Genomic DNA, 19,263 nt, shown 5'->3' with positions numbered 1-19,263 from the left:
TGCGCACTATCTCGAAAAGGAAATTCGCCGCGCCATGACGCCGACCGGGCCGGTGGCGATCGCGTTGCCGGTCGATCCGGCGGCGAGCCAGCCCACGGTGGCTGCGCCGGGCAGCAACGTGACGCAACGTCCGTTGGCAGGGCCGGTGATCCCGCTCAACGCGGCAAACGAACCGTCCGAAAGTGAAGAGCTCGCGGGAGCAAATGGCGCGCGGCAGTCGCTCGCCGATGCGGTCGCCTCGCGCGTGCTGATCCGTGGCGAAGCGCTGCCGGTCCCGGCCGGCCGCGCGGACGATTATGCCTGGCCGCGCCGCGTACCCATGCCGGTCGGCGCCGATCCGGTGGTGGCGACCACGACGTTGCCCATGACGCCGATGGTGGCCGAGCGGCCGCAGCCGCCACGCGCTGCAGCGGTGGCGTCCGCCCAGCACCCAAATACGCCAAGCGCCACCCGGCCGCGTGCGCCGCGCTCGTCGGGTCAAATGCAGGCTCAGCGCGATGCGCAGGCGGCTCAGCGCGAAGCGCAGTACCGGCGCTCGCAACAGCCGCCGCCGTTCTTCTTCTTCTTTCCGCGGTAAGTGGCGTGGCTCGTCGTTGAGCCTGTCCTCCTCCGCTCGCCCCCGCGAAAGCGGGCACCCAGAACCAGAGCATCACCATTTGTTTGAAATACATTGTCGTTGCCGGGCTTGACCCGGCAATCCATCCTCGTGAGAAGAATCTTTCTCTTGATGGATGCGCGGGTCAAGCCCGCGCATGACGATTCCGAGTAAATCTGAACCGCTCTAAAATCTGGATTCCCGCGTCCGCGGGAATGAGCGGCGCGGGAGCTGCGAAGCTCGGCGCACCACTAAATCTCACCGCGGCAGGTTGGTCGAACCCATCAAAAACAGATCGACCGAACGGGCGCACTGGCGGCCTTCGCGGATCGCCCACACCACGAGTGACTGTCCGCGGCGCATGTCGCCGGCGGCGAACACCTTCGGCACGTTCGTCGCGTAGCCGCCGTTGAAGTCGGTCGTGGCCTTCGCGTTGCCGCGCGCGTCCTTCTCCACGCGAAAGCCTTCGAGGATGCTTTGCACCGGACTCACGAAGCCCATCGCGAGCAGCACGAGGTCGGCGGGCATCACCTGCTCGCTGCCGGCGACCTCGGCCATCCTGCCGTCCTTCCACTCGACGCGGACTGTCTTCAGCGCGGTGACCTTGCCCTTGTCGCCCAGGAATTCCTTCGTGGCGATCGCGAACTCGCGCTCGCATCCTTCCTCGTGGGACGACGACGTGCGAAGCTTGTACGGCCAATAGGGCCAGGTGAGTTCCTTGTTCTCGTGCTCGGGCGGCATCGGCATGAGCTCGAACTGCGTCACGCTCTTCGCGCCGTGGCGGTTGCTCGTGCCCACGCAGTCGGAGCCCGTGTCGCCGCCGCCGATCACGATCACGTGCTTGCCGTCCGCGCGAATCTGGCCCTTCACCTTGTCGCCGGCGTTCACGCGATTTTGCTGCGGCAGGAATTCCATCGCGAAGTGGATGCCGTCCAGCTCGCGCCCCGCCACCGGCAGGTCGCGAGACTGCTCCGCGCCGCCGGCAAGCAGGATCGCGTCGAACTCCTTGTCCAGCTCCGCGGGCGTCACGCTCGTCTTGGCGAGGTTCGTGACCTTCGAGCCTTCGGGGAGCTTTCCCACCATCACGCCGGTGCGAAACACCACGCCTTCGGCCTTCATCTGCTCGACGCGGCGGTCGATGTGATGCTTCTCCATCTTGAAGTCGGGAATGCCGTAGCGCAGCAGCCCGCCGATGCGGTCGTTCTTCTCGAAGAGCGTCACGTCATGGCCGGACCGCGCAAGCTGCTGCGCGGCCGCCATGCCCGCCGGTCCCGAGCCGACCACCGCCACCTTCTTGCCGGTGCGGATGCGCGCCACGCGCGGCTTCACCCAGCCGTGCTCCCACGCGCGGTCGATGATCGCGTGTTCGAGCGACTTGATGCCCACCGGCTCGTCGTTGACGTTGAGCACGCACGCCTCCTCGCAAGGCGCCGGGCAGATGCGGCCGGTGAACTCCGGAAAGTTGTTGGTCGAATCCAGCACCGCGAACGCATTCGCCCAGTCCTGCCGGTACGCGAGGTCGTTGAAGTCCGGGATGATGTTGTTGACCGGGCAGCCCGAGTTGCAAAACGGCGTGCCGCAATCCATGCAGCGCGCGCCCTGCACCTTGGCCTGGTCGTCGGTGAGTCCGACCACGAACTCCTTGTACTGCTTCACGCGCTCGCCCACGGGGCGGTAGCCCTCCTCGATGCGGTCGAATTCCAGGAAGCCGGTGACTTTGCCCATTGCTCGAATCCCCTTTTTGCCGATTACTTCGCCACCACCGGCTCGTGCTTCATCGCCACGTGTGCGTTGTTGCCCGTGCTCGCGAGCTCCACTTCGCGCTCGTACATCTCCGCGAGGGCGCGCTTGTATTCGTTCGGGAAGACCTTCACGAATTTCTGGCGCGCGGCCGCCCAGTTGTCCAGCAGTTCGCGCGCGCGGCGGCTGCCGGTCCAGCGGTTGTGGTCCTCGAGCAGCTTCTTCAAAAGCGCCTCGTCGGTCTGGTCGTGGTGCAGCTTGGTCTTGCCGGCGTCCGAGCGCTGCTCGGCCGTCGTGCCCACGCGCTCGAGCGACACCATCGCCGTGTTGCAGCGGCTCGCGAACTGGCCGTCCTCGTCGTAGACGTACGCGATGCCGCCGGACATGCCCGCCGCGAAGTTGCGGCCGGTCCTGCCGAGCACGACCACCGTGCCGCCCGTCATGTATTCGCAGCCGTGGTCGCCCGTGCCCTCGACGACTGCCGTCGCCCCGGACAGTCGCACCGCGAATCGCTCGCCCGCCACGCCGCTGAAGAACGCCTCGCCGCTCGTGGCGCCATAGAGCGCCGTGTTGCCGATGATGATGTTCTCGGTGGCGGCGCCGCGAAAATCGATCGAGGGACGCACGACGACGCGCCCGCCGGAGAGGCCCTTGCCGGTATAGTCGTTCGCGTCGCCGATCAGATAGAGCGTGACGCCCTTCGTGAGGAAAGCGCCGAACGACTGCCCGCCCGTGCCTTCCATCTGGATGAAGATCGTGTGGTCCGGCAGGCCCTGCGGATGCGCCTTCGTGATCGCGCCGGAGAGCATCGCGCCCACCGAGCGGTTCACGTTGCGAGCGACCTCGATGAACTGCACCTTCTCGCCGCGCTCGATGGCCGGGCGCGATTTCTCGATGAGGATGCGGTCGAGCGCCTTGTCCAGGCGGTGATCCTGCTGTTCGCAGTTGAAGCGCGCGACGTCCGCCGGCACGTCGGGCAGCGCGAAGATTCGCGTGAAGTCGAGCCCGCGCGCCTTCCAGTGCGAGATGCCCTTGCGGGTATCGAGCAGGTCGGCGCGGCCGATCAGCTCGTCGAACTTGCGGATGCCCAGTTGCGCCATGATCTGGCGCACTTCCTCGGCGACGAAGAAGAAGTAGTTGACGACGTGCTCGGGGCGGCCCGCGAATTTCCTGCGCAGCACCGGGTCCTGCGTGGCCACGCCGACCGGGCAGGTGTTCAGATGGCACTTGCGCATCATGATGCAGCCTTCCACCACGAGCGGCGCCGTCGCGAAACCGAATTCGTCCGCGCCGAGGAGCGCGCCGATCACGACGTCGCGGCCGGTCTTCATCTGCCCGTCGGCCTGCACCCGGATGCGTCCGCGCAGCCGGTTCAGCACGAGCGTCTGCTGCGTTTCCGCAAGGCCGATTTCCCACGGCGAGCCGGCGTGCTTGATCGACGACCAGGGGGAAGCTCCGGTGCCGCCGTCGTGGCCGGCGATCACCACGTGGTCGGCCTTGCACTTCGCAACGCCGGCGGCGACGGTGCCGACGCCCACTTCGGACACCAGCTTCACGCTGATCGACGAATGGGTCGAGGCGTTCTTCAGGTCGTGGATCAGCTGCGCGAGGTCTTCGATCGAGTAGATGTCGTGATGCGGCGGCGGCGAGATGAGGCCCACGCCCGGCACCGAATAGCGCAGCCGGCCGATGTACTTCGACACCTTGCCGCCGGGCAGCTGCCCGCCCTCGCCGGGCTTGGCGCCCTGCGCCATCTTGATCTGGATCTGGTCGGCCGAGGCGAGGTATTCCGCCGTGACGCCGAAGCGCCCCGAAGCCACCTGCTTGATCTTCGAGCGCAGCGAATCGCCCTCTCGCAGCGGCAGGTCCACTTCGACCACGTCGCGGCCGATGATCTGCGCAAGCGTCTGGCCGGTCTGGATCGGGATGCCCTTCAGTTCCTGCCGGTAGCGCGCCGGGTCCTCGCCGCCTTCGCCCGTGTTGCTCTTGCCGCCGATGCGGTTCATGGCGATTGCAAGCGTCGTGTGCGCTTCGGTGGAGATCGATCCGAGCGACATCGCGCCGGTCGCGAAGCGCTTCACGATCTCCTTGGCGGGCTCGACCTCGTCGACGGGAATGGCCTTGCCCGGATCGATACGGAATTCGAACAGGCCGCGCAGCGTCATGTGGCGGCGGCTTTGGTCGTTGATGATCTGCGCGTATTCCTTGTACGTGTTCCAGTTGTTCGCGCGCGCGCTGTGCTGCAGTTTCGCGATCGCGTCGGGCGTCCACATGTGTTCTTCACCGCGCGTGCGCCACGCGTATTCGCCGCCCGCGTCGAGCATGGTGGAGAGCACCGGGTCGTCGCCGAACGCCGAGCGGTGCATGCGGATCGCCTCCTCCGCGATCTCGAACACGCCGATGCCTTCCACGCGGCTCGCGGTGCCCGTGAAGTACTTTTCCACCGTGTCGCTGTTCAGGCCGATGGCTTCGAAGAGCTGCGCCCCGCAGTAGGACATGTAGGTCGACACGCCCATCTTCGACATGACTTTCGCGAGGCCCTTGCCGACCGCCTTCACGTAGTTGTAGATCGCCTTGTCCGGGTTCAGGTCGCCGGGCAGGTCCTGGTGGATCGAGACCAGCGTTTCCATCGCGAGGTAGGGGTGGATCGCCTCGGCGCCATAGCCCGCGAGCACCGCGAAGTGGTGCACTTCGCGCGCGCTGCCCGTTTCCACGACGAGGCCCGCGGTCGTGCGCAGGCCCTCGCGGATCAGGTGCTGGTGGATCGACGAGAGCGCGAGCAGCGCGGGAATCGCCACCTTGCCCGGGCCGACGCCGCGGTCGCTCACGATGAGGATGTTCTTGCCGGACTTCAGCGCATCCACGGCCTCCGCGTTGAGCGACGCGAGCTGCGCCTCCACGCCTTCATGGCCCCACGCGAGCGGATACGTGATGTCCAGCGTGTAGCTGCGAAACTTGCCGTGCGTGTGCTTCTCGATCTCGCGCAGCTTCTGGATGTCGGCGAAGTCGAGGATCGGCTGGCTCACCTCGAGCCGCATCGGCGGGTTCACCTGATTGATGTCCAGCAGGTTCGGCTTCGGACCGATGAACGACACGAGCGACATCACGATGGCTTCCCGGATCGGATCGATCGGCGGGTTCGTCACTTGCGCGAAGAGCTGCTTGAAGTAGTTGTAAAGCGGCTTGTTCTTGTCCGAGAGCACGGCAAGCGGGCTGTCGTTGCCCATCGAGCCCACGCCTTCCTCGCCCGCCTGCGCCATGGGCGACATGAGGAACTTCACGTCCTCCTGGGTGAAGCCGAAGGCCTGCTGGCGGTCCAGCAGGTCCACGTCGTTGTGCGGCGCGGTGCCCGACGTGTCCGTGAGGTCGTCGAGCTTGATGCGCAGGTTCTCGATCCACTGCTTGTACGGCTTGGAGTTGGCGAGCGACGCCTTCAGCTCCTCGTCGTCGATCATGCGGCCCTGCTCGAGATCGATCAGGAACATCTTGCCGGGCTGCAGGCGCCACTTGCGCACGATCTTGTTTTCCGGCACCGGCAGCACACCGGATTCGGAAGCCATGATGACGAGATCGTCGTCGGTCACGCAGTAGCGCGAGGGGCGCAGGCCGTTCCTGTCGAGCGTGGCGCCGATCTGGCGGCCGTCGGTGAACACGATCGAGGCGGGGCCGTCCCATGGCTCCAGCATCGAGGCGTGGTACTCGTAGAACGCCTTGCGCCGCTCGTCCATCAGCGTGTGCTGCTCCCACGGCTCGGGGATCATCATCATCACCGCGTGGGCGAGCGAGTAGCCGCCCATCGTGAGGAGTTCCAGGCAGTTGTCGAAGGTGGCGGTGTCGGACTGGTCGGGGAAGCTGATCGGGTAGAGCTTCTTCAGGTCGGCGAGCAGCACCGGAGACGACATCACGCCTTCGCGCGCGCGCATCCAGTTGTAGTTGCCCTTGACCGTGTTGATCTCGCCGTTGTGCGCGACGTAGCGGTACGGGTGCGCGAGCGGCCACTCGGGGAAGGTGTTGGTAGAGAAGCGCTGGTGCACGAGGCCCAGCGCGGAGACGCAGCGCGCATCCTGCAGGTCCTTGTAGTAGACGCCGACCTGATCGGCAAGGAGGAGGCCCTTGTAGATGACGGTGCGGCTGGAAAAGCTCGGGACGTAGTATTCCTTCGAGTGCTTGAGCTTCAGCTTCTGGATCGCGGCGCTCGCCGTCTTGCGGATCACGTAGAGCTTGCGTTCGAGCGCGTCCTGCACGATCACGTCCGTGCCGCGGCCCACGAACACCTGTCGGATGATCGGCTCTTTCTTGCGCACGGCAGGCGACATCGGCATGTCGCGGTCCACAGGCACGTCGCGCCAGCCGAGGAGCACCTGGTTTTCGGCCTTGATGGCGCGTTCGAGTTCCTGCTCGCAGGCGAGGCGCGAGGCGTGTTCCTTGGGCAGGAAGATCATGCCCACGCCGTATTCACCGACCGGCGGCAGCTCGACGCCTTGCTTCGCCATCTCCTCGCGGTAGAGCGCGTCGGGCATCTGGATCAGGATGCCGGCGCCGTCGCCCATCAGCTTGTCCGCGCCGACGGCGCCGCGGTGGTCGAGGTTTTCGAGAATCTTGAGCGCCTGCTGCACGATGCCGTGGCTCTTGTCCCCCTTGATGTGCGCCACGAAGCCGACACCGCATGCGTCGTGCTCGTTGGCGGAGGAATACAGACCGTGTTCTTGTAGATGCGAGATCTCGGCGGCCGACGTCATAGGCTGCTCCTGCAGTTCGTTCTCGGGAAAACCCGAGAATACTGCAGCGCAACATGCTCAGCCAAGAAAATAATGGGGGTCAGATTCCAATTATCTTCGCTGAACCATCTATTCTCGTAAATGAGGGACACATTAGTGCGACTTGCGCACCGGCCGCCCCGACTGGCCCTTCATCACTCGGCGAGTGGTTCGACGCTGCAACTGCGCCACATAGTCCGGCGACCCGAGCGCCCAGCCGCTCAGCGTTGCATCTGTCAGTGCACGCTGCTGGTCGGACGCGACGCCGGCCTCGACAAGCTGGGAATAGGCCGCCTCCCGCGCGAAGGGCGTGTTGCCAAGCTCCCAATACAACGGATGCGGCGTGACGAGCCGATCGACCCGGCGGCCCACATAGTGAAGGTGGCTCGACCATCGGTAGTCCATGGCGTGCTGCACCATGCCGGCTCGCACGGGATTGAGGTCGATGTAGACCATGCAAGCGAGCAGATACTGTTCCGCCTGGATCAGCGTGGACTTGTACCGCCCCTCCCACAAAGTCCCGGTGCGGCCGTGCCGGTCGTTGAAGTACCTCACGTAACGTCGTCCGACAGATTGCATGAGCTGCGGGATGCCTTCCGCGGTTTCGGGAGTCGCGAGCAAATGCAGATGATTGCTCATCAACACGTAGGCATGGACCGCCACCAAGGTCTGCCTCGCGTGCTCTTGCAGCAGCGCGAGCATCTGCTCGTAGTCGGCGGTATCGAGAAAGATGATCTGCCGGTTGTTGCCGCGCTGGATGATGTGATGCGGATAACCGGGCACCGTGAGCCGGGCAAGTCGAGCCATTCGTGCAAATAATTGGAATCTGACCCCAATTATGGCGGACTCGGAATTGGCGCTCTCTCCGACAAGCTCCAGCGAGCCGGCCGAGCATCATGCGCTCATCCTCGAAAGGCAAAGGGAGAAGAAGCGATGTCGTTTGCGCTCTACATGTTCGGCTTCATCATCTTCATCGCCGGCGTCGCCTGGGCCTGCGTGGTCGCGGGCGTGCCGCAGCTGTACATCATCATCGGCGTCGTGATCCTGCTCGGGATCGGCATCCTCACCGCCGTGAGCCGCACCCGCGCAAAGGACCCCCCGTCGGCTTAACCGGCCAGCGCATCGGCAGGCGCCGCAGCGGGAAGCCCCGGAAACCGCAGCGCCTCGAGGCCTTGCAACCCGAATTGCGCGAGCAAAGCGCGAAGCCGCGCGGCGGCACTCGCCTTGCGATGCCCCACGCGCTTCGCGACGATGAGCTCGTTCTTCAGGCTGTGCTCCCAGCCGACCAGCTCGGTCACCGTCACCTGATAGCCCATGGCTTCCAGGTACAGGCACCGCAGCACATTCGTGAGCTGGCTGCCCACCTCGCGCGTGTGGATCGGATGCCGCCAGAGTTCCGCGAGCGGCGTACGCGACAGAGCAAGCGCCTTGTCCTGGCGAAGGCACGCCGCCACCTCGGCCTGGCAACACGGCACGAGCGCCATCGAATGCGCATGCTTGCCCAGCCCGAATGCGATCGCGTCATCTGTGGCCGTGTCGCACGCATGCAGCGCTGTCACGACGTCGATGCGCTCCGGCAGCTCCCGCGCTGCGATCGAGTCCGCCACGCTCACGTCGAGAAAGCTCATGCGCTCGAAGCCAAGCCGGCTGGCGAGCTCGCGCGACTTCTCCACCAGATCGCGCCGGCTCTCGATGCCCCATATCCGGCCCTTGCCAAGCGGCTTGAAGAAGAGGTCGTACAGCATGAATCCCAGGTACGACTTGCCCGCGCCATGGTCGGCGAGCGTGGGCCCCTGCGGCGAATCGGGCAACTCCAGCAGCAGCTTTTCGATGAACTGGTAGAGGTGGTAGACCTGCTTCAGCTTCCGGCGCGAATCCTGGTTCATGCGCCCGTCGCGCGTGAGGATGTGCAGCTCCTTCAGCAGCTCGGTCGATTGCCCGGGCCGGATGCCCGGCTCCACGCCTTTCATGATTTGCTTGCCGCGGCCGGATCAGACGAAGCGGCTCGGCTGCGAGACGATGCGCTTCGCAAGCTCGTCGAGCACTTCCTGGTTGAGGCGCACGGCCGGCCACGACGTCTTCACGAGTTCGAAGCCGGCCGTGTTCACGAGCCGGAATTCGATTTCGCCCTTGTCGTGCTCCGGCGTCGCGGTCACGCTCGCGCGCGAGTGCGTGACGTACTCGAACACGTAAGCCTGCAGCTTGTTCGTCTCGGGATGGCGGATTTCCTTGCGCTCGTGCTCCACCACGCCGAGCGCGATGCGATCCTGCACACGCTGCAAGTCGGGCGGGAAATTCACCGAGACCACGCCGCCCACGGGCTTGCCCACTTGCGGCAGCACCTGCCAGCCGAGCGCGATGAAATCGAACACCTCGTGATCGCGCAGCATCTTCTTGCGCGCGTCGGCCCGGAATTCGGTGAGCTTCATCTGCGGCCAAGGCGTCTTGCCATCGAGCGTGAACGCCGGGCCCGCCGGCTGGATCACGTTCAGCTGCCGCGCGAGGTCCTGGAAGTAGTCGAAGACGACGCGGCACGCCTTCTCGGTGGCAGCCGTGTTCAGCTCCAGGTCCGCCTCGCTGGCCGTGCGCTGGCTCTGGAGGCTATGCGCCTGTGATTTCAGCTGGTTGAGGAAGCTCATGGTGCCTGCAACATCGGGAACCGTTCGCACCGATTCTAGAGGCGCCGGGCGCGCCGGTCATCATCCGCGTGGGGAGCGCAGTTGCGCCGCCAGCACGCAAGCGAGGATCGCGCCCGCCAGCGCGCAGCCGCCCGTCGCAAGCCATGTCCAGCTCCACGTGCCGGTGCGGTTGGCAAGCCACGCCACCACCGGGGGCCCCGCGAACTGGCCGATCGCGGACCACTGCTGGATCCAGCCCATGGTGGTCGACACCGCGCGCTCGGCCGGCGCGACGCGCACCGCGAACGAAAAGAGCGTGCCCGGCACCATGCCCCCCAGCATGGAAAAGAGGAGCACGCCCCCGTAACGCAAGATCGCGGCCGCATGGGCCGGCAGGGCATCGGCCCATGGCCCGAACGCGAGCATCGCCCCGGCCGCCATCGCGCCGAAGCCCGCATAGAGCAGCCGCTGCCCTCTCACGCCGCGGTGCAGCAAACGCCCGGCCGCGATGTTGCCGATCATGTTCACGCCGGCCGCCACGGCCGTTGCCACCGCGCTCAGGCTACCCGTCACGCCGGAATTCGCGTAGATCGCGGGCAGGAAGCCGATCACCGCCAGCCACTGCGAGGAGTAGGTCGCGAAGATGAGCGCAACGAGCCAGGGGCCCGGCGACCCGAGCGTGAGCCGCAGGCGTCCCGCTGTGTCGCCGCTTTGCGACGCCTGCTGCGGCACGTCGCACGCCGGCGGCACCGCGAACCACAGCCAGGCAGCCATCGCCCCGGCAAACAGCCCGAGCGACCGCCACCACCACGGCCACCCGGCCGTCGACATCACGGCAGGCCCCACCAGCAGCGCGGCCGCCGTGCCGAGCGGCATGTAGGCGCCCCACCATCCCAGCATGCGGCTCACGCGCGCGGGCCGCACGAGGCGCCGGATCAGACCCGGCGCCGGAATCGACGCGAGCAGGAAGCCGAATCCTTCGCACGCCCGCAGGACGAGCAGCGCACCGGCGCTCGTGGCTTCGCCCCCCGCGATACTCGCCACGGCGAGGATCGCAAGCCCGGCCACCATCGTGCGTCGCGGTCCGAGCGAATCGGTGAGCAGCCCCGCGACGACGCCGAGCGACATGCCCGCGAACTGCACGAGCGACAGCAGAAATCCGGCTTCGACGAGGCTCACCCCGAGCGCCTCGCGCAGCACGGGAATGGCGGGCGGAAGCTTTCCGACGTGCAGCGCCGCGCTCACCCCCGCGAGCAACACGACCAGCGCCGGGTCGATGCGCTTCATGCGGTGAGCAGTCGCCGGCCCGTGAGGCGTTCGTGTTCGCGAAGCGCGAAGCGGTCGGTCATTCCGGCGATGTAGTCGGCCACGGCGCGCGCCGTATCGCCGCGCGTGGCAAAGTCGCCGGGCATCGCGAGCGGATCGTTCATGTAGGCGGCGAACAGTTCGCGCACGACTTCGCGCGCCTGAGCGGTATTCGCGAGCACCTGCGGGTGGCGATAGAGATTTCGCAGCAGGAACGATTTGAGCGCGGCCGAGCGCTGCGTCGCCGCATCGCTGAAGCGCACCAGGGGCCGTGCACCGCGCACCGCATCCGCATCCGCGGGCCTGGCTTCTTCGATCGCTCCGCGCGTCGCATCGATCACGTCGTACACCTGCTCGCTCAGCATGCGGCGGATCGCCTCGTACAGCAGCCGCCTGCCTTGCAGCGACGGCCAGTCGCGCAGCGCCTCGCGGCAATGCGCATCGAACAGCTCGACTTCGCGCACCTGATCCAGCGCGATGAGGCCGGAGCGCACGCCGTCGTCGATGTCGTGCGCGTTGTACGCGATCTCGTCGGCGAGATTGGCAAGCTGCGCTTCGAGCGCCGGCTGCGTGCCGTCGACGAAGCGGCGCCCCACGCCGCCGGGCTCGTGCCGTTCGAGTGCCTGCGCGTTGCGACGCGAGCAGTGCTTCAGGATGCCCTCGCGCGCTTCGAACGTGAGGTTCAGGCCGTCGAAGGCGGGGTAGCGCTGCTCGAGTTCGTCGACCACGCGCAGGCTCTGCAGGTTGTGCTCGAAGCCGCCTTGTTCGCGCATGCATTCGTGAAGCGCGTCCTGCCCGGCGTGGCCGAACGGCGTGTGGCCGAGGTCGTGCGCGAGCGCGATCGCCTCGACCAGGTCCTCGTTCAGGCCGAGCGGCCGCGCGATCGAGCGGGCGAGCTGCGCGACTTCGAGCGAGTGCGTGAGACGCGTGCGAAACAGGTCGCCTTCGTGGTTCAGGAAGACCTGCGTCTTGTAGACGAGGCGGCGAAACGCCGTGGAGTGCACGATGCGGTCGCGGTCGCGCTGGAAGTCGCTGCGCGTGGGTGCGGGCGGCTCCGGATGCCGCCTGCCGCGCGAGCGGGCCGGATCGCACGCGTACGCGGCGAGCGCCATCGCGGTCAGCGCGTGCAGGCGGCCAGCACGTCGCGAACCATCGCGTCGGGCGCGGTTCGCACGGCGGCACGCCCCGGCTCGTCGATGACCACGAAGCGCGTCTGGCCGGCCTCGGCTTTCTTGTCCACGCGCATCAGCTCGAGGTAGCGGTCGGCGCCGAGAGCGGGGCCGCTCGTCGGCAGCCCCGCGCGCGCAACGATCGAAGCAAGCCGTGCGACGAACGCTTCGTCGACGAGCCCGAGGCGCTGGGACAGCCGGGCTCCCATCACCATGCCGCATCCCACCGCTTCGCCGTGCAGCCACTGGCCGAAGCCGAGGCCCGCTTCGATGGCATGACCGAACGTGTGGCCGAAGTTGAGGATCGCGCGCAGCCCCGCTTCGCGTTCGTCATGCCCCACGACCGACGCCTTGATCTCGCAGCTGCGGCGCACCGCGTACGCGAGCGCCTCGCGGTCGCGTCCGAGGAGCGCATCGATCCGGCCTTCGAGCCACCCGAGGAATTCCATGTCGGCGATCGGCCCGTACTTGATCGCCTCGGCGAGCCCCGCGCTCAGTTCCCGTGGCGGCAGCGTGTCGAGCGTGTCGAGGTCGCACACCACGCGCAGCGGCTGATGGAACGCGCCGATCATGTTCTTGCCGAGCGGATGGTTGATGCCGGTCTTGCCCCCGACAGAGGAGTCGACCTGCGCAAGGAGCGTCGTGGGCACCTGCACGAAGGGCACACCGCGCATGTAGCAAGCCGCGGCGAAGCCGGCCATGTCGCCCACCACGCCGCCGCCCAGGGCGAACGCGATGGTCTTGCGGTCGCAGCCGTTCGCAAGCAGCGCGTCGAAGATGCGCTGAAGGGTCGGCCAGTCCTTGTGGTCCTCGCCGTCGGGCAGCACCACCGTATGGACCGCCTTGAAGTGCGCTCGAAGCGCCGCTTCCAGCCGGCCGGCATACAGCGGCCCCACGGTCGTGTTCGTGACGACGAGCGCCGTGGCTCCCACGGGCAGGCCGGACCACGTGTGGGGGTCGCCCAGCAGGCCGGTTCCGATCACGATGTCGTAGCTGCGCGCCCCGAGCTCGATGGTCACCCGCGCGGATTCGCGGGCGGGAAATGAGAAAGCCATGTCCCGAGTTTAAGGTCGCTCGGGCAGCACTCCCGCGAGCTCGAGCTGCATCACCACCATGTTCGCGAGCGTCGGCACCGAAGGCCGCCCGGTCTCGATCACGAAGTGCGCCGTCTCGCGGTAGAGCGGGTCGCGCTCGGCATGCATCTGGCGCAGCCGCCCCATCGGGTCGGCCACCTGCAGCAGCGGCCGGCGCGTGTCGTGGCGCACGCGCCTGAACACTTCTTCCGGAGACGATCGCAGGTAGACGACCTGGCCTCTTTCGCGCAGCAGCGCGCGGTTGGCCGGCCGCAGCACGGCACCGCCACCGGTGGAGATCACCGCGTCGCCCGACGCGGTGAGTTCGCGCAGCACTTCTTCCTCGAGGTCGCGGAAGGCTGCCTCGCCTTCGCGTTCGAAGTACTCGGCGATCGAGCAGCCGATGCGCTGCTCGATCACGTGGTCGCTGTCGTGGAACGGCAGGTGCAGCCGGCGCGCCAGGTGGCGCCCGACAGTGGACTTGCCGCTGCCGGGCATCCCGACCAGGATCAGGATCACATCGCGCGCGTCAGTTCGGATCCAGGCAGGAATGGGTGCCGTACGGCGGCGTGCGGAACGAGCCGTTCTCGACGTCGTTTTGCTGCACGTCCGTCACGAATTCGCGTTCGGCCATGCCCTGGGAGCCCGCCACGTTGGCCGTCACGCGGACCTTGTACGCGAGCCAGGTGCCGAAGCGCTGCGCATACTCCACCCGGATGATCAGCACGCCGCTCGAATCGGTCTTGGTCACCGTCGGGACGTCGTAGCTGATCACGATGTCGCTCTTGCGCGGCTCGAGCGTGGGCTGGTTGTTGCTGTCCACGCTGCCGTTCACGTTTTCGCCCGGGTCCACGTTGCCGTTGCGGTTCGTGTCCTCGTTCGGGCACCAGACCCGCTGGGGCGGCACCCCGTTGGGGTCCGTGCTCATCGACGGATACGCGCCGGTCAGGCTGAGCGGCACGACGGTGAGCGGGTCCACGGAAGTCGTGCCGGTGCTGTCGAGGTACTCGTAGGAGCCGCCGAGGTTCGTGGTGTAGACGAACTGGCCCTTGCCGTAATGCGTGATGTCCACGGAAATGTCCACCGGCGCGTCCGCCACGGCACGGCCGGCCGAATCCGCCACCGTCACGGCGAACTTCTTGATGTAGGTGACCTGGCTCGCGCTCTTCGTGAGGAGGTTGTCGTCGCCGACGGAGACCGACAGCGCCTGGCCCGCCACCGTGAGGCTGGCCGTCACCGACGCCGGGCAATCGTTCACGGAGGTGAAGTCGGTCGCCTTGTAGCAGGCCTTGACCGTCACGCCGTTGGTGGGACTCGAGTTCTGGCCCGAGATGTATTCGGTCGTCACCGTGCCGCCGGCGTCCGTGTAAAGCGTCGTGTCGCCGCTCGAAATCTGCGCCCCCACCTTCGCAAGGCCGAGAGTCGTGTCCACGAAGTGCACGCGCACGTTCTGGATCGGCTGGTTGTTCGAATCGAGGAACAGGAAGCGCAGGGTCGTGCGGTTCGTCGTGGACCCCGGTGAGTTCACCGACAGCACGTTCGGCGATGCCGAGAGCGACGGCGTGACACCCGGCGGGATCGTTGCCGGGTCCACCTGGTTGCTGAACACCTGCAGCTGGTAGTCGGACGAGAACGTGCCATTGCCGCTCGCATTGATGGTGTAGAAGCCCGCCTGGGTGGGCGCGGCGAAAGTCGTCGTCGCAAGCCCGCTTGCCGCCGTGGTGAGGACGCGGCCCTGCAGCGCGGGGATCGTCCCGCCGACCGTGAGTGCCGTGCTCGCCAGCGGCGCGCCCGCGGAGTCGGTGAGCGAGAGAGTGAGCGTCACCGTCTGCCCGGGCGAAGGCGCGCTCGGCGCGGCCTGCACCGTGAGCCGGCTGCCCGCGACGTGCACCACGGTGGACTTCACCTTGCCCGCCACGGTCACGGTGAGCGTGATGTCGCGGTCGCGCTTGTCGGAGCCGATCGTGACGGTGCCCTTGTACGTGCCCGTGCCGTCGGTCTGCGCGCCGGCCGTCGGCGTGAACACGCCGTTGTTGTTCACGGTCACCGACACCGGCGTGTTCGGCACCACGTTGCGGTCCGAATCGAGCGCGACCACCGTGAGCGTCGCCGAGTCGGAGCCCGCGTTCGCGATCGTCGACTTGTCGAGGAACATCGCGAAGTCGGTGTTGCTCGCGGACACGTGCACGGTGAGCGTCTTCACGATGCTCTTGATCGTGACGGTGACCGTGATGTCACGCTCGCTCGTGTCGGTGCCGATCGAAAGCGTGCCCGTGAACTTGCCCGTGGAATCGGTCACCGTCCCGCCCGGCGTGAACACGCCGTTGTGGTCCACGGTGACGAACACGGGCGCGTTGGGCACGACGTTGCGGCTCGCGTCGACCGCGACCACGGTAATCGTCGCGATGTCGGTGCCGCTCGTATTGAGCACCGACTTGTCGGAAGAAACGGTGAAGTCGGCGACGGTCGGCGTCGTCGTGTTCGAGGTGCTGCCGTTGCCCTGCGTTCCCGCACTGCCCCCTCCGCCGCCGCAGGCGACCAACGCGGCGGCCAGCAGCGCGCCTCCCAGCAATTGCAAATAGCGAATCATCGAAATAACCCCTCGTCTACGGTACGACTACTCACGGTTGATGCATCAGCGCGCGGCGTTGCGGTCGGAAATCATCTTCGGTGTGATGAACACGAGCATTTCCTGCTTGCTCACGCTGCGCTGAGTGTTCTTGAACAGGTTGCCAGCCAGCGGGATGTCGCCGAGCACCGGCACCTTCGCGGTGGAGGAAGTATCCACCAGCTCGAAGATGCCGCCGATCACGACGGTGCCCCCGTTTTCCACCAGCACCTGCGTCTTCACTTTCTTGGTGTCGATCGCGATACCCGCCGCGGTCGTCTCGCCGCGGCTGTCCTTGTTGATGTCCAGATCGAGGATGATGTTGCCCTCGGGCGTGATCTGCGGCGTCACTTCCAGCTTCAGCGTGGCGCGGCGAAACACCACTGCGGTCGCGCCGCTCGAAGTCGCCTGCTGGTACGGGAATTCCGTGCCCTGCTCGATGAGCGCCTTGGTCTGGTCGGCCGTCACCACGCGCGGGCTCGAGACGAGCTTGCCCTTGCCGTCGGCTTCGAGCGCGGAGAGTTCCAGGTCCAGGAACCGGTTGGCCGCGGCGCTGAAGATGGAGACGGCGAACGACGCCGGGTTGAAGCCGGAGAGGCCGACGGCCGGCAGGTTCACGAACGACGTGCTGGTCGTATCGAGCGCGGTGCCGATGGTCTCGCCGGTCTGGGCAGAGACTGCGTTGTAGGAGCCGCCGATCGTGATGCGGTTGGTGCCGGCGATCGAATAGCCCGCATCGCCGCCCCGGATGCCGCGCAGGTCGCTGCCGCCCAGCCGCGCGCCGAGGTTGCGGCCGAACGTGTCGGATGCTTCCACGATGCGCGCTTCGATCAGCACCTGGCGCACGGCCACGTCGAGCTTGGTGATGAGCGACTGCACCTGTTCCAGCCGCGAGGGCACGTCGGTCACGAAGAGCTGGTTGGTGCGCGCCTCGGCGATCACGCTGCCGCGCGTGGAGAGGATGCGCGCCTGGCCCGTGCCGCTCGTGAGCTGCGCGGCGATGTCGGCCGACTTCGTGTAGTTGAGCTGGAACGCCTGCGTGCGCAGCGGCTCCAGGTTCTGGATCGCGGCGCGCGACTCGAGCTCGAGCTTTTCCTTGGCCGCGATCTCGTCCTTCGGTGCGATCCACAACACGTTGCCGGATTTGCGCATGCCGAGGCCCTTCGCCTCGAGGATGATGTCGAGTGCCTGATCCCAGGGCACGTCCTTCAGGCGCAGCGTCACCGCGCCCGTGACGGAGTCGGAGGTCACCACGTTGAAGTTCGTGAAGTCCGCGATCACCTGCAGGAGCGAGCGCACTTCGATGTTCTGGAAGTTGAGCGAGAGCTTCTCGCCCGAGTAGCCCGGGCCCTGCGTGAGCTTGCCCGGGTCGATCTTCTGCTGGCGCACCTCCACCACGAACTGGTTGTCGCTCTGGTAGGCGCTGTGTTCCCACGCGCCGCGCGGCTCGATCACCATCCGCACGCGGTCGCCCGCCTGCGTGGTGGTCACGCTTTGCACCGGCGTGCCGAAGTCGCCCACGTCCATCCGGCGGCGCAGGCCCTCGGGCAGCGTCGACTTCAGGAATTCGACGACCAGCTGCTGGCCCTGCTGGCGGATGTCCACGCCGACCTGGTTGCTCGGCAGGTCCACGATCACGCGGCCCGAGCCGTCCGGGCCGCGGCGGAAGTCGAGGTCGCGCAGCGGCTGCGCCTCGCGGTTGCGGCTCTCGGCGAATGCCGCGGGCCCGGCGGGCTGCGGCGCGGCAACGCCAACCGTGTCGAGCGCCACGAGCAGCGACTTGCCTTGCAACTGGGCCTTGTAGCCCGTGGCCGTCTTCAGGTTCAGCACGAGGCGCGTGCGGTCGCCCGCCTGCACGATATTCACCGAACGCAGGTTACCCAGGTTCACGTCCACCGCGTTGCGGCCCATGCCGTTCGTGGCGCCGGGCACGTCGATGGCGATGCGCGCGGGCGACTGGATCGAGAAGCCACTCGGCAGCGCCGTGAGCGGCTGCGAGAAGTCCACCCGGATGACCTCGGTGCCCCCCTGGATCGAGCCGGACACGTTCTCCACCACCGGCTGTGCGAGCGCGGGAAGCGCGAACGCGGCTGCCGCCAGCACGCACAACGACGAAAGGAAGCGGCGCCAGTGCACGGGGTTGTACTTGTTCATTTCGAGGCCCTCTGTTGGTTCTCCTGCAGTTGCAGTGTCGCAGTGCGCTCCACCCATTCGCCCGCCGCGTCCTGAACCAGTTCACGCAGCACGACTTCGTTTTCGCCCACCTTCACGATGCGCCCGTAGTTCTGGCCGAGGTAGTTGCCCGGCCGCACCTGGTACAGCAGGTTGTCGACCTTCACGAGCGCCACCGGCTGGCCCTGCTTCACCAGGCTGCCGACCATCGTCATCGTGTCCAGCGGATAGGCTTCCAGCGGCTCGCGGCGGCGCGTGAGTTCGGGCGCGATCAGCGCCGCACTCGCGGAGCTCTGCGCCGATTCGCGCTTGAGCGCCTGCGCGAGCTTCTGGCTGCTGAACGGGTCGGTGGAGCTCTCTCCGGTGTATTCCTGGGGGGTGAAGCGTTTCGGCTCCGGGATCGGCGTCACCTGCGGACGCGTCTGCGCCCGCTGCTCGGTCATCCAGGCCTGCAGTTCGTTCTGATCGGACGACTCGCAAGCCGCGAGCGCCGCTGCCGCCAGCACGAGGGCAGGCCACATCCGGCGCGTCATTTCTTCGCTCCCGACGCCGTGGCCTTCGCCTGGGCCGCCACTTCGTCCTTGTCGAGGTAGCGGAAGGTCTTGGCCGTCGCTTCCAGGACGAGCTGGTCGGGGTCCTTGATCGCCGTCGCGCCGGGCGGCGGGCCGATGCTCAGGTTGTTCAGCGTGACGATGCGCGAGAGGTGGGCGATGTCGGAAGCGAACGCGCCGACGTCGTGATAGCGGCCCGTCACCTTCAGCGCGATCGGGAGTTCCGCGTAGTACTCCTTCACACTCACGAGCCCGGGCTTGAACAGCTCGAAGTGCAGGCTGCGCCCGAGCCCCGCCTGGTTGATGTCCGACAGCAGGGCATCCATTTCCGCCTTGCTCGGCAGCTGCTTTTCGAGCTGGGTCACGTACTGCTGCACCTGCTCGCGCTGCTTCTTGAGCGCATCGAGGTTCACGGCCTGCGTGAGCTTTTTCTTGTAATCCTCGCGCAGCGCGAGTTCCTTCTTCTGTTCCGCCTCGAGCTGGTCGGCCGAGCCGTTCAGCCACACGAACCAAAGCACCACCACGATGCCGATCGCGAGCGCGAGGCAGATCGCGGCGCGCGGGATGATCGGCCAGGACGCGGGGTCGTTCGGATTGAGGCCGCGAAACTGCGACTGGATCTTCTCGCCGATCGCGTTGAAGTCCATCTTGGGAAGCGACTTGGTGGCCATGGGG

At 66.9% G+C, this 19,263-nt stretch carries 15 protein-coding genes; 2 read left to right on the top strand and 13 right to left on the bottom strand.

Annotated elements, in window-relative coordinates; translation table 11 throughout:
- On the top strand, positions 1-577 hold a 577-nt coding region (locus VHA82_RS01220; RefSeq protein WP_325539432.1), incomplete at its 5' end, for a hypothetical protein.
- Between the two features lie 276 nt (positions 578-853).
- On the opposite strand, the gene VHA82_RS01215 is transcribed toward VHA82_RS01220, so the two are convergent.
- The 3 genes from VHA82_RS01215 to VHA82_RS01205 all read right to left on the bottom strand — a co-directional run bounded on the left by VHA82_RS01215 (position 854) and on the right by VHA82_RS01205 (position 7,899).
- Positions 854-2,320 carry a glutamate synthase subunit beta gene (locus tag VHA82_RS01215; RefSeq protein ID WP_325539430.1) on the bottom strand — a complete coding sequence of 489 codons (1,467 nt, stop codon included), beginning with the start codon at positions 2,318-2,320 and terminating at the stop codon, positions 854-856.
- Positions 2,321-2,343: 23 nt separating this feature from the next.
- Entirely contained in the window at positions 2,344-7,074 is a 4,731-nt protein-coding gene (locus VHA82_RS01210; protein ID WP_325539428.1) for a glutamate synthase-related protein, read from the bottom strand.
- Positions 7,075-7,206: 132 nt separating this feature from the next.
- Positions 7,207-7,899: a transposase gene (locus tag VHA82_RS01205; protein WP_325539426.1), complete on the bottom strand. Its 693-nt coding sequence runs from the start codon at positions 7,897-7,899 to the stop codon at positions 7,207-7,209.
- A 126-nt stretch (positions 7,900-8,025) separates the two neighbouring features.
- On the opposite strand from VHA82_RS01205, the gene VHA82_RS01200 reads away from it, so the two are divergent.
- Positions 8,026-8,202, top strand: coding sequence for a hypothetical protein (locus tag VHA82_RS01200; protein WP_325539424.1), 177 nt, complete (start codon positions 8,026-8,028; stop codon positions 8,200-8,202).
- Here the strand turns inward: VHA82_RS01200 and VHA82_RS01195 are convergent.
- The 10 genes from VHA82_RS01195 to VHA82_RS01150 are packed head-to-tail and all read right to left on the bottom strand — an operon-like array spanning position 8,199 to position 19,259.
- Positions 8,199-9,062, bottom strand: coding sequence for an SAM-dependent methyltransferase (locus VHA82_RS01195; RefSeq protein ID WP_325539422.1), 864 nt, complete (start codon positions 9,060-9,062; stop codon positions 8,199-8,201). The genes VHA82_RS01200 and VHA82_RS01195 overlap by 4 nt on opposite strands.
- A 21-nt stretch (positions 9,063-9,083) precedes the next feature.
- Complete coding sequence (locus tag VHA82_RS01190) at positions 9,084-9,731, bottom strand: hypothetical protein (protein WP_325539420.1); 648 nt, start codon at positions 9,729-9,731, stop codon at positions 9,084-9,086.
- Between the two features lie 60 nt (positions 9,732-9,791).
- The gene (locus VHA82_RS01185; RefSeq protein WP_325539418.1) at positions 9,792-10,997 is read right to left on the bottom strand and encodes an MFS transporter; all 1,206 of its coding nucleotides are present in this window, start codon (positions 10,995-10,997) and stop codon (positions 9,792-9,794) included.
- Positions 10,994-12,127, bottom strand: a complete 1,134-nt coding sequence (locus VHA82_RS01180; RefSeq protein WP_325539416.1) for a deoxyguanosinetriphosphate triphosphohydrolase — start codon at positions 12,125-12,127, stop codon at positions 10,994-10,996. The genes VHA82_RS01185 and VHA82_RS01180 overlap by 4 nt, the downstream gene beginning before the upstream one ends.
- A gap of 5 nt (positions 12,128-12,132) precedes the next feature.
- Positions 12,133-13,239: a 3-dehydroquinate synthase gene (aroB, locus tag VHA82_RS01175; RefSeq protein WP_325539414.1), complete on the bottom strand. Its 1,107-nt coding sequence runs from the start codon at positions 13,237-13,239 to the stop codon at positions 12,133-12,135.
- A gap of 9 nt (positions 13,240-13,248) precedes the next feature.
- Entirely contained in the window at positions 13,249-13,776 is a 528-nt protein-coding gene (locus VHA82_RS01170) for a shikimate kinase (protein ID WP_325539412.1), read from the bottom strand.
- Between the two features lie 10 nt (positions 13,777-13,786).
- Positions 13,787-15,847 carry a hypothetical protein gene (locus VHA82_RS01165; RefSeq protein WP_325539410.1) on the bottom strand — a complete coding sequence of 687 codons (2,061 nt, stop codon included), beginning with the start codon at positions 15,845-15,847 and terminating at the stop codon, positions 13,787-13,789.
- A gap of 45 nt (positions 15,848-15,892) precedes the next feature.
- Positions 15,893-18,019: a type IV pilus secretin PilQ gene (gene pilQ / locus VHA82_RS01160; protein WP_325539408.1), complete on the bottom strand. Its 2,127-nt coding sequence runs from the start codon at positions 18,017-18,019 to the stop codon at positions 15,893-15,895.
- Positions 18,016-18,570: a pilus assembly protein PilP gene (locus VHA82_RS01155; protein ID WP_325539406.1), complete on the bottom strand. Its 555-nt coding sequence runs from the start codon at positions 18,568-18,570 to the stop codon at positions 18,016-18,018. The genes pilQ and VHA82_RS01155 overlap by 4 nt, the downstream gene beginning before the upstream one ends.
- Positions 18,567-19,259, bottom strand: coding sequence for a type 4a pilus biogenesis protein PilO (locus VHA82_RS01150; protein ID WP_325539404.1), 693 nt, complete (start codon positions 19,257-19,259; stop codon positions 18,567-18,569). Before VHA82_RS01150 ends, VHA82_RS01155 begins: the two co-directional genes overlap by 4 nt.
- Between the last annotated feature and the right edge of the window lie 4 nt (positions 19,260-19,263).

It is taken from the genome of Ramlibacter sp. (assembly GCF_035548915.1).
Lineage (GTDB): Bacteria > Pseudomonadota > Gammaproteobacteria > Burkholderiales > Burkholderiaceae_C > Ramlibacter.
The sequence above is the reverse complement of the archived record's forward strand: the minus strand, read 5'-3'. Positions and strand labels throughout refer to the sequence as shown.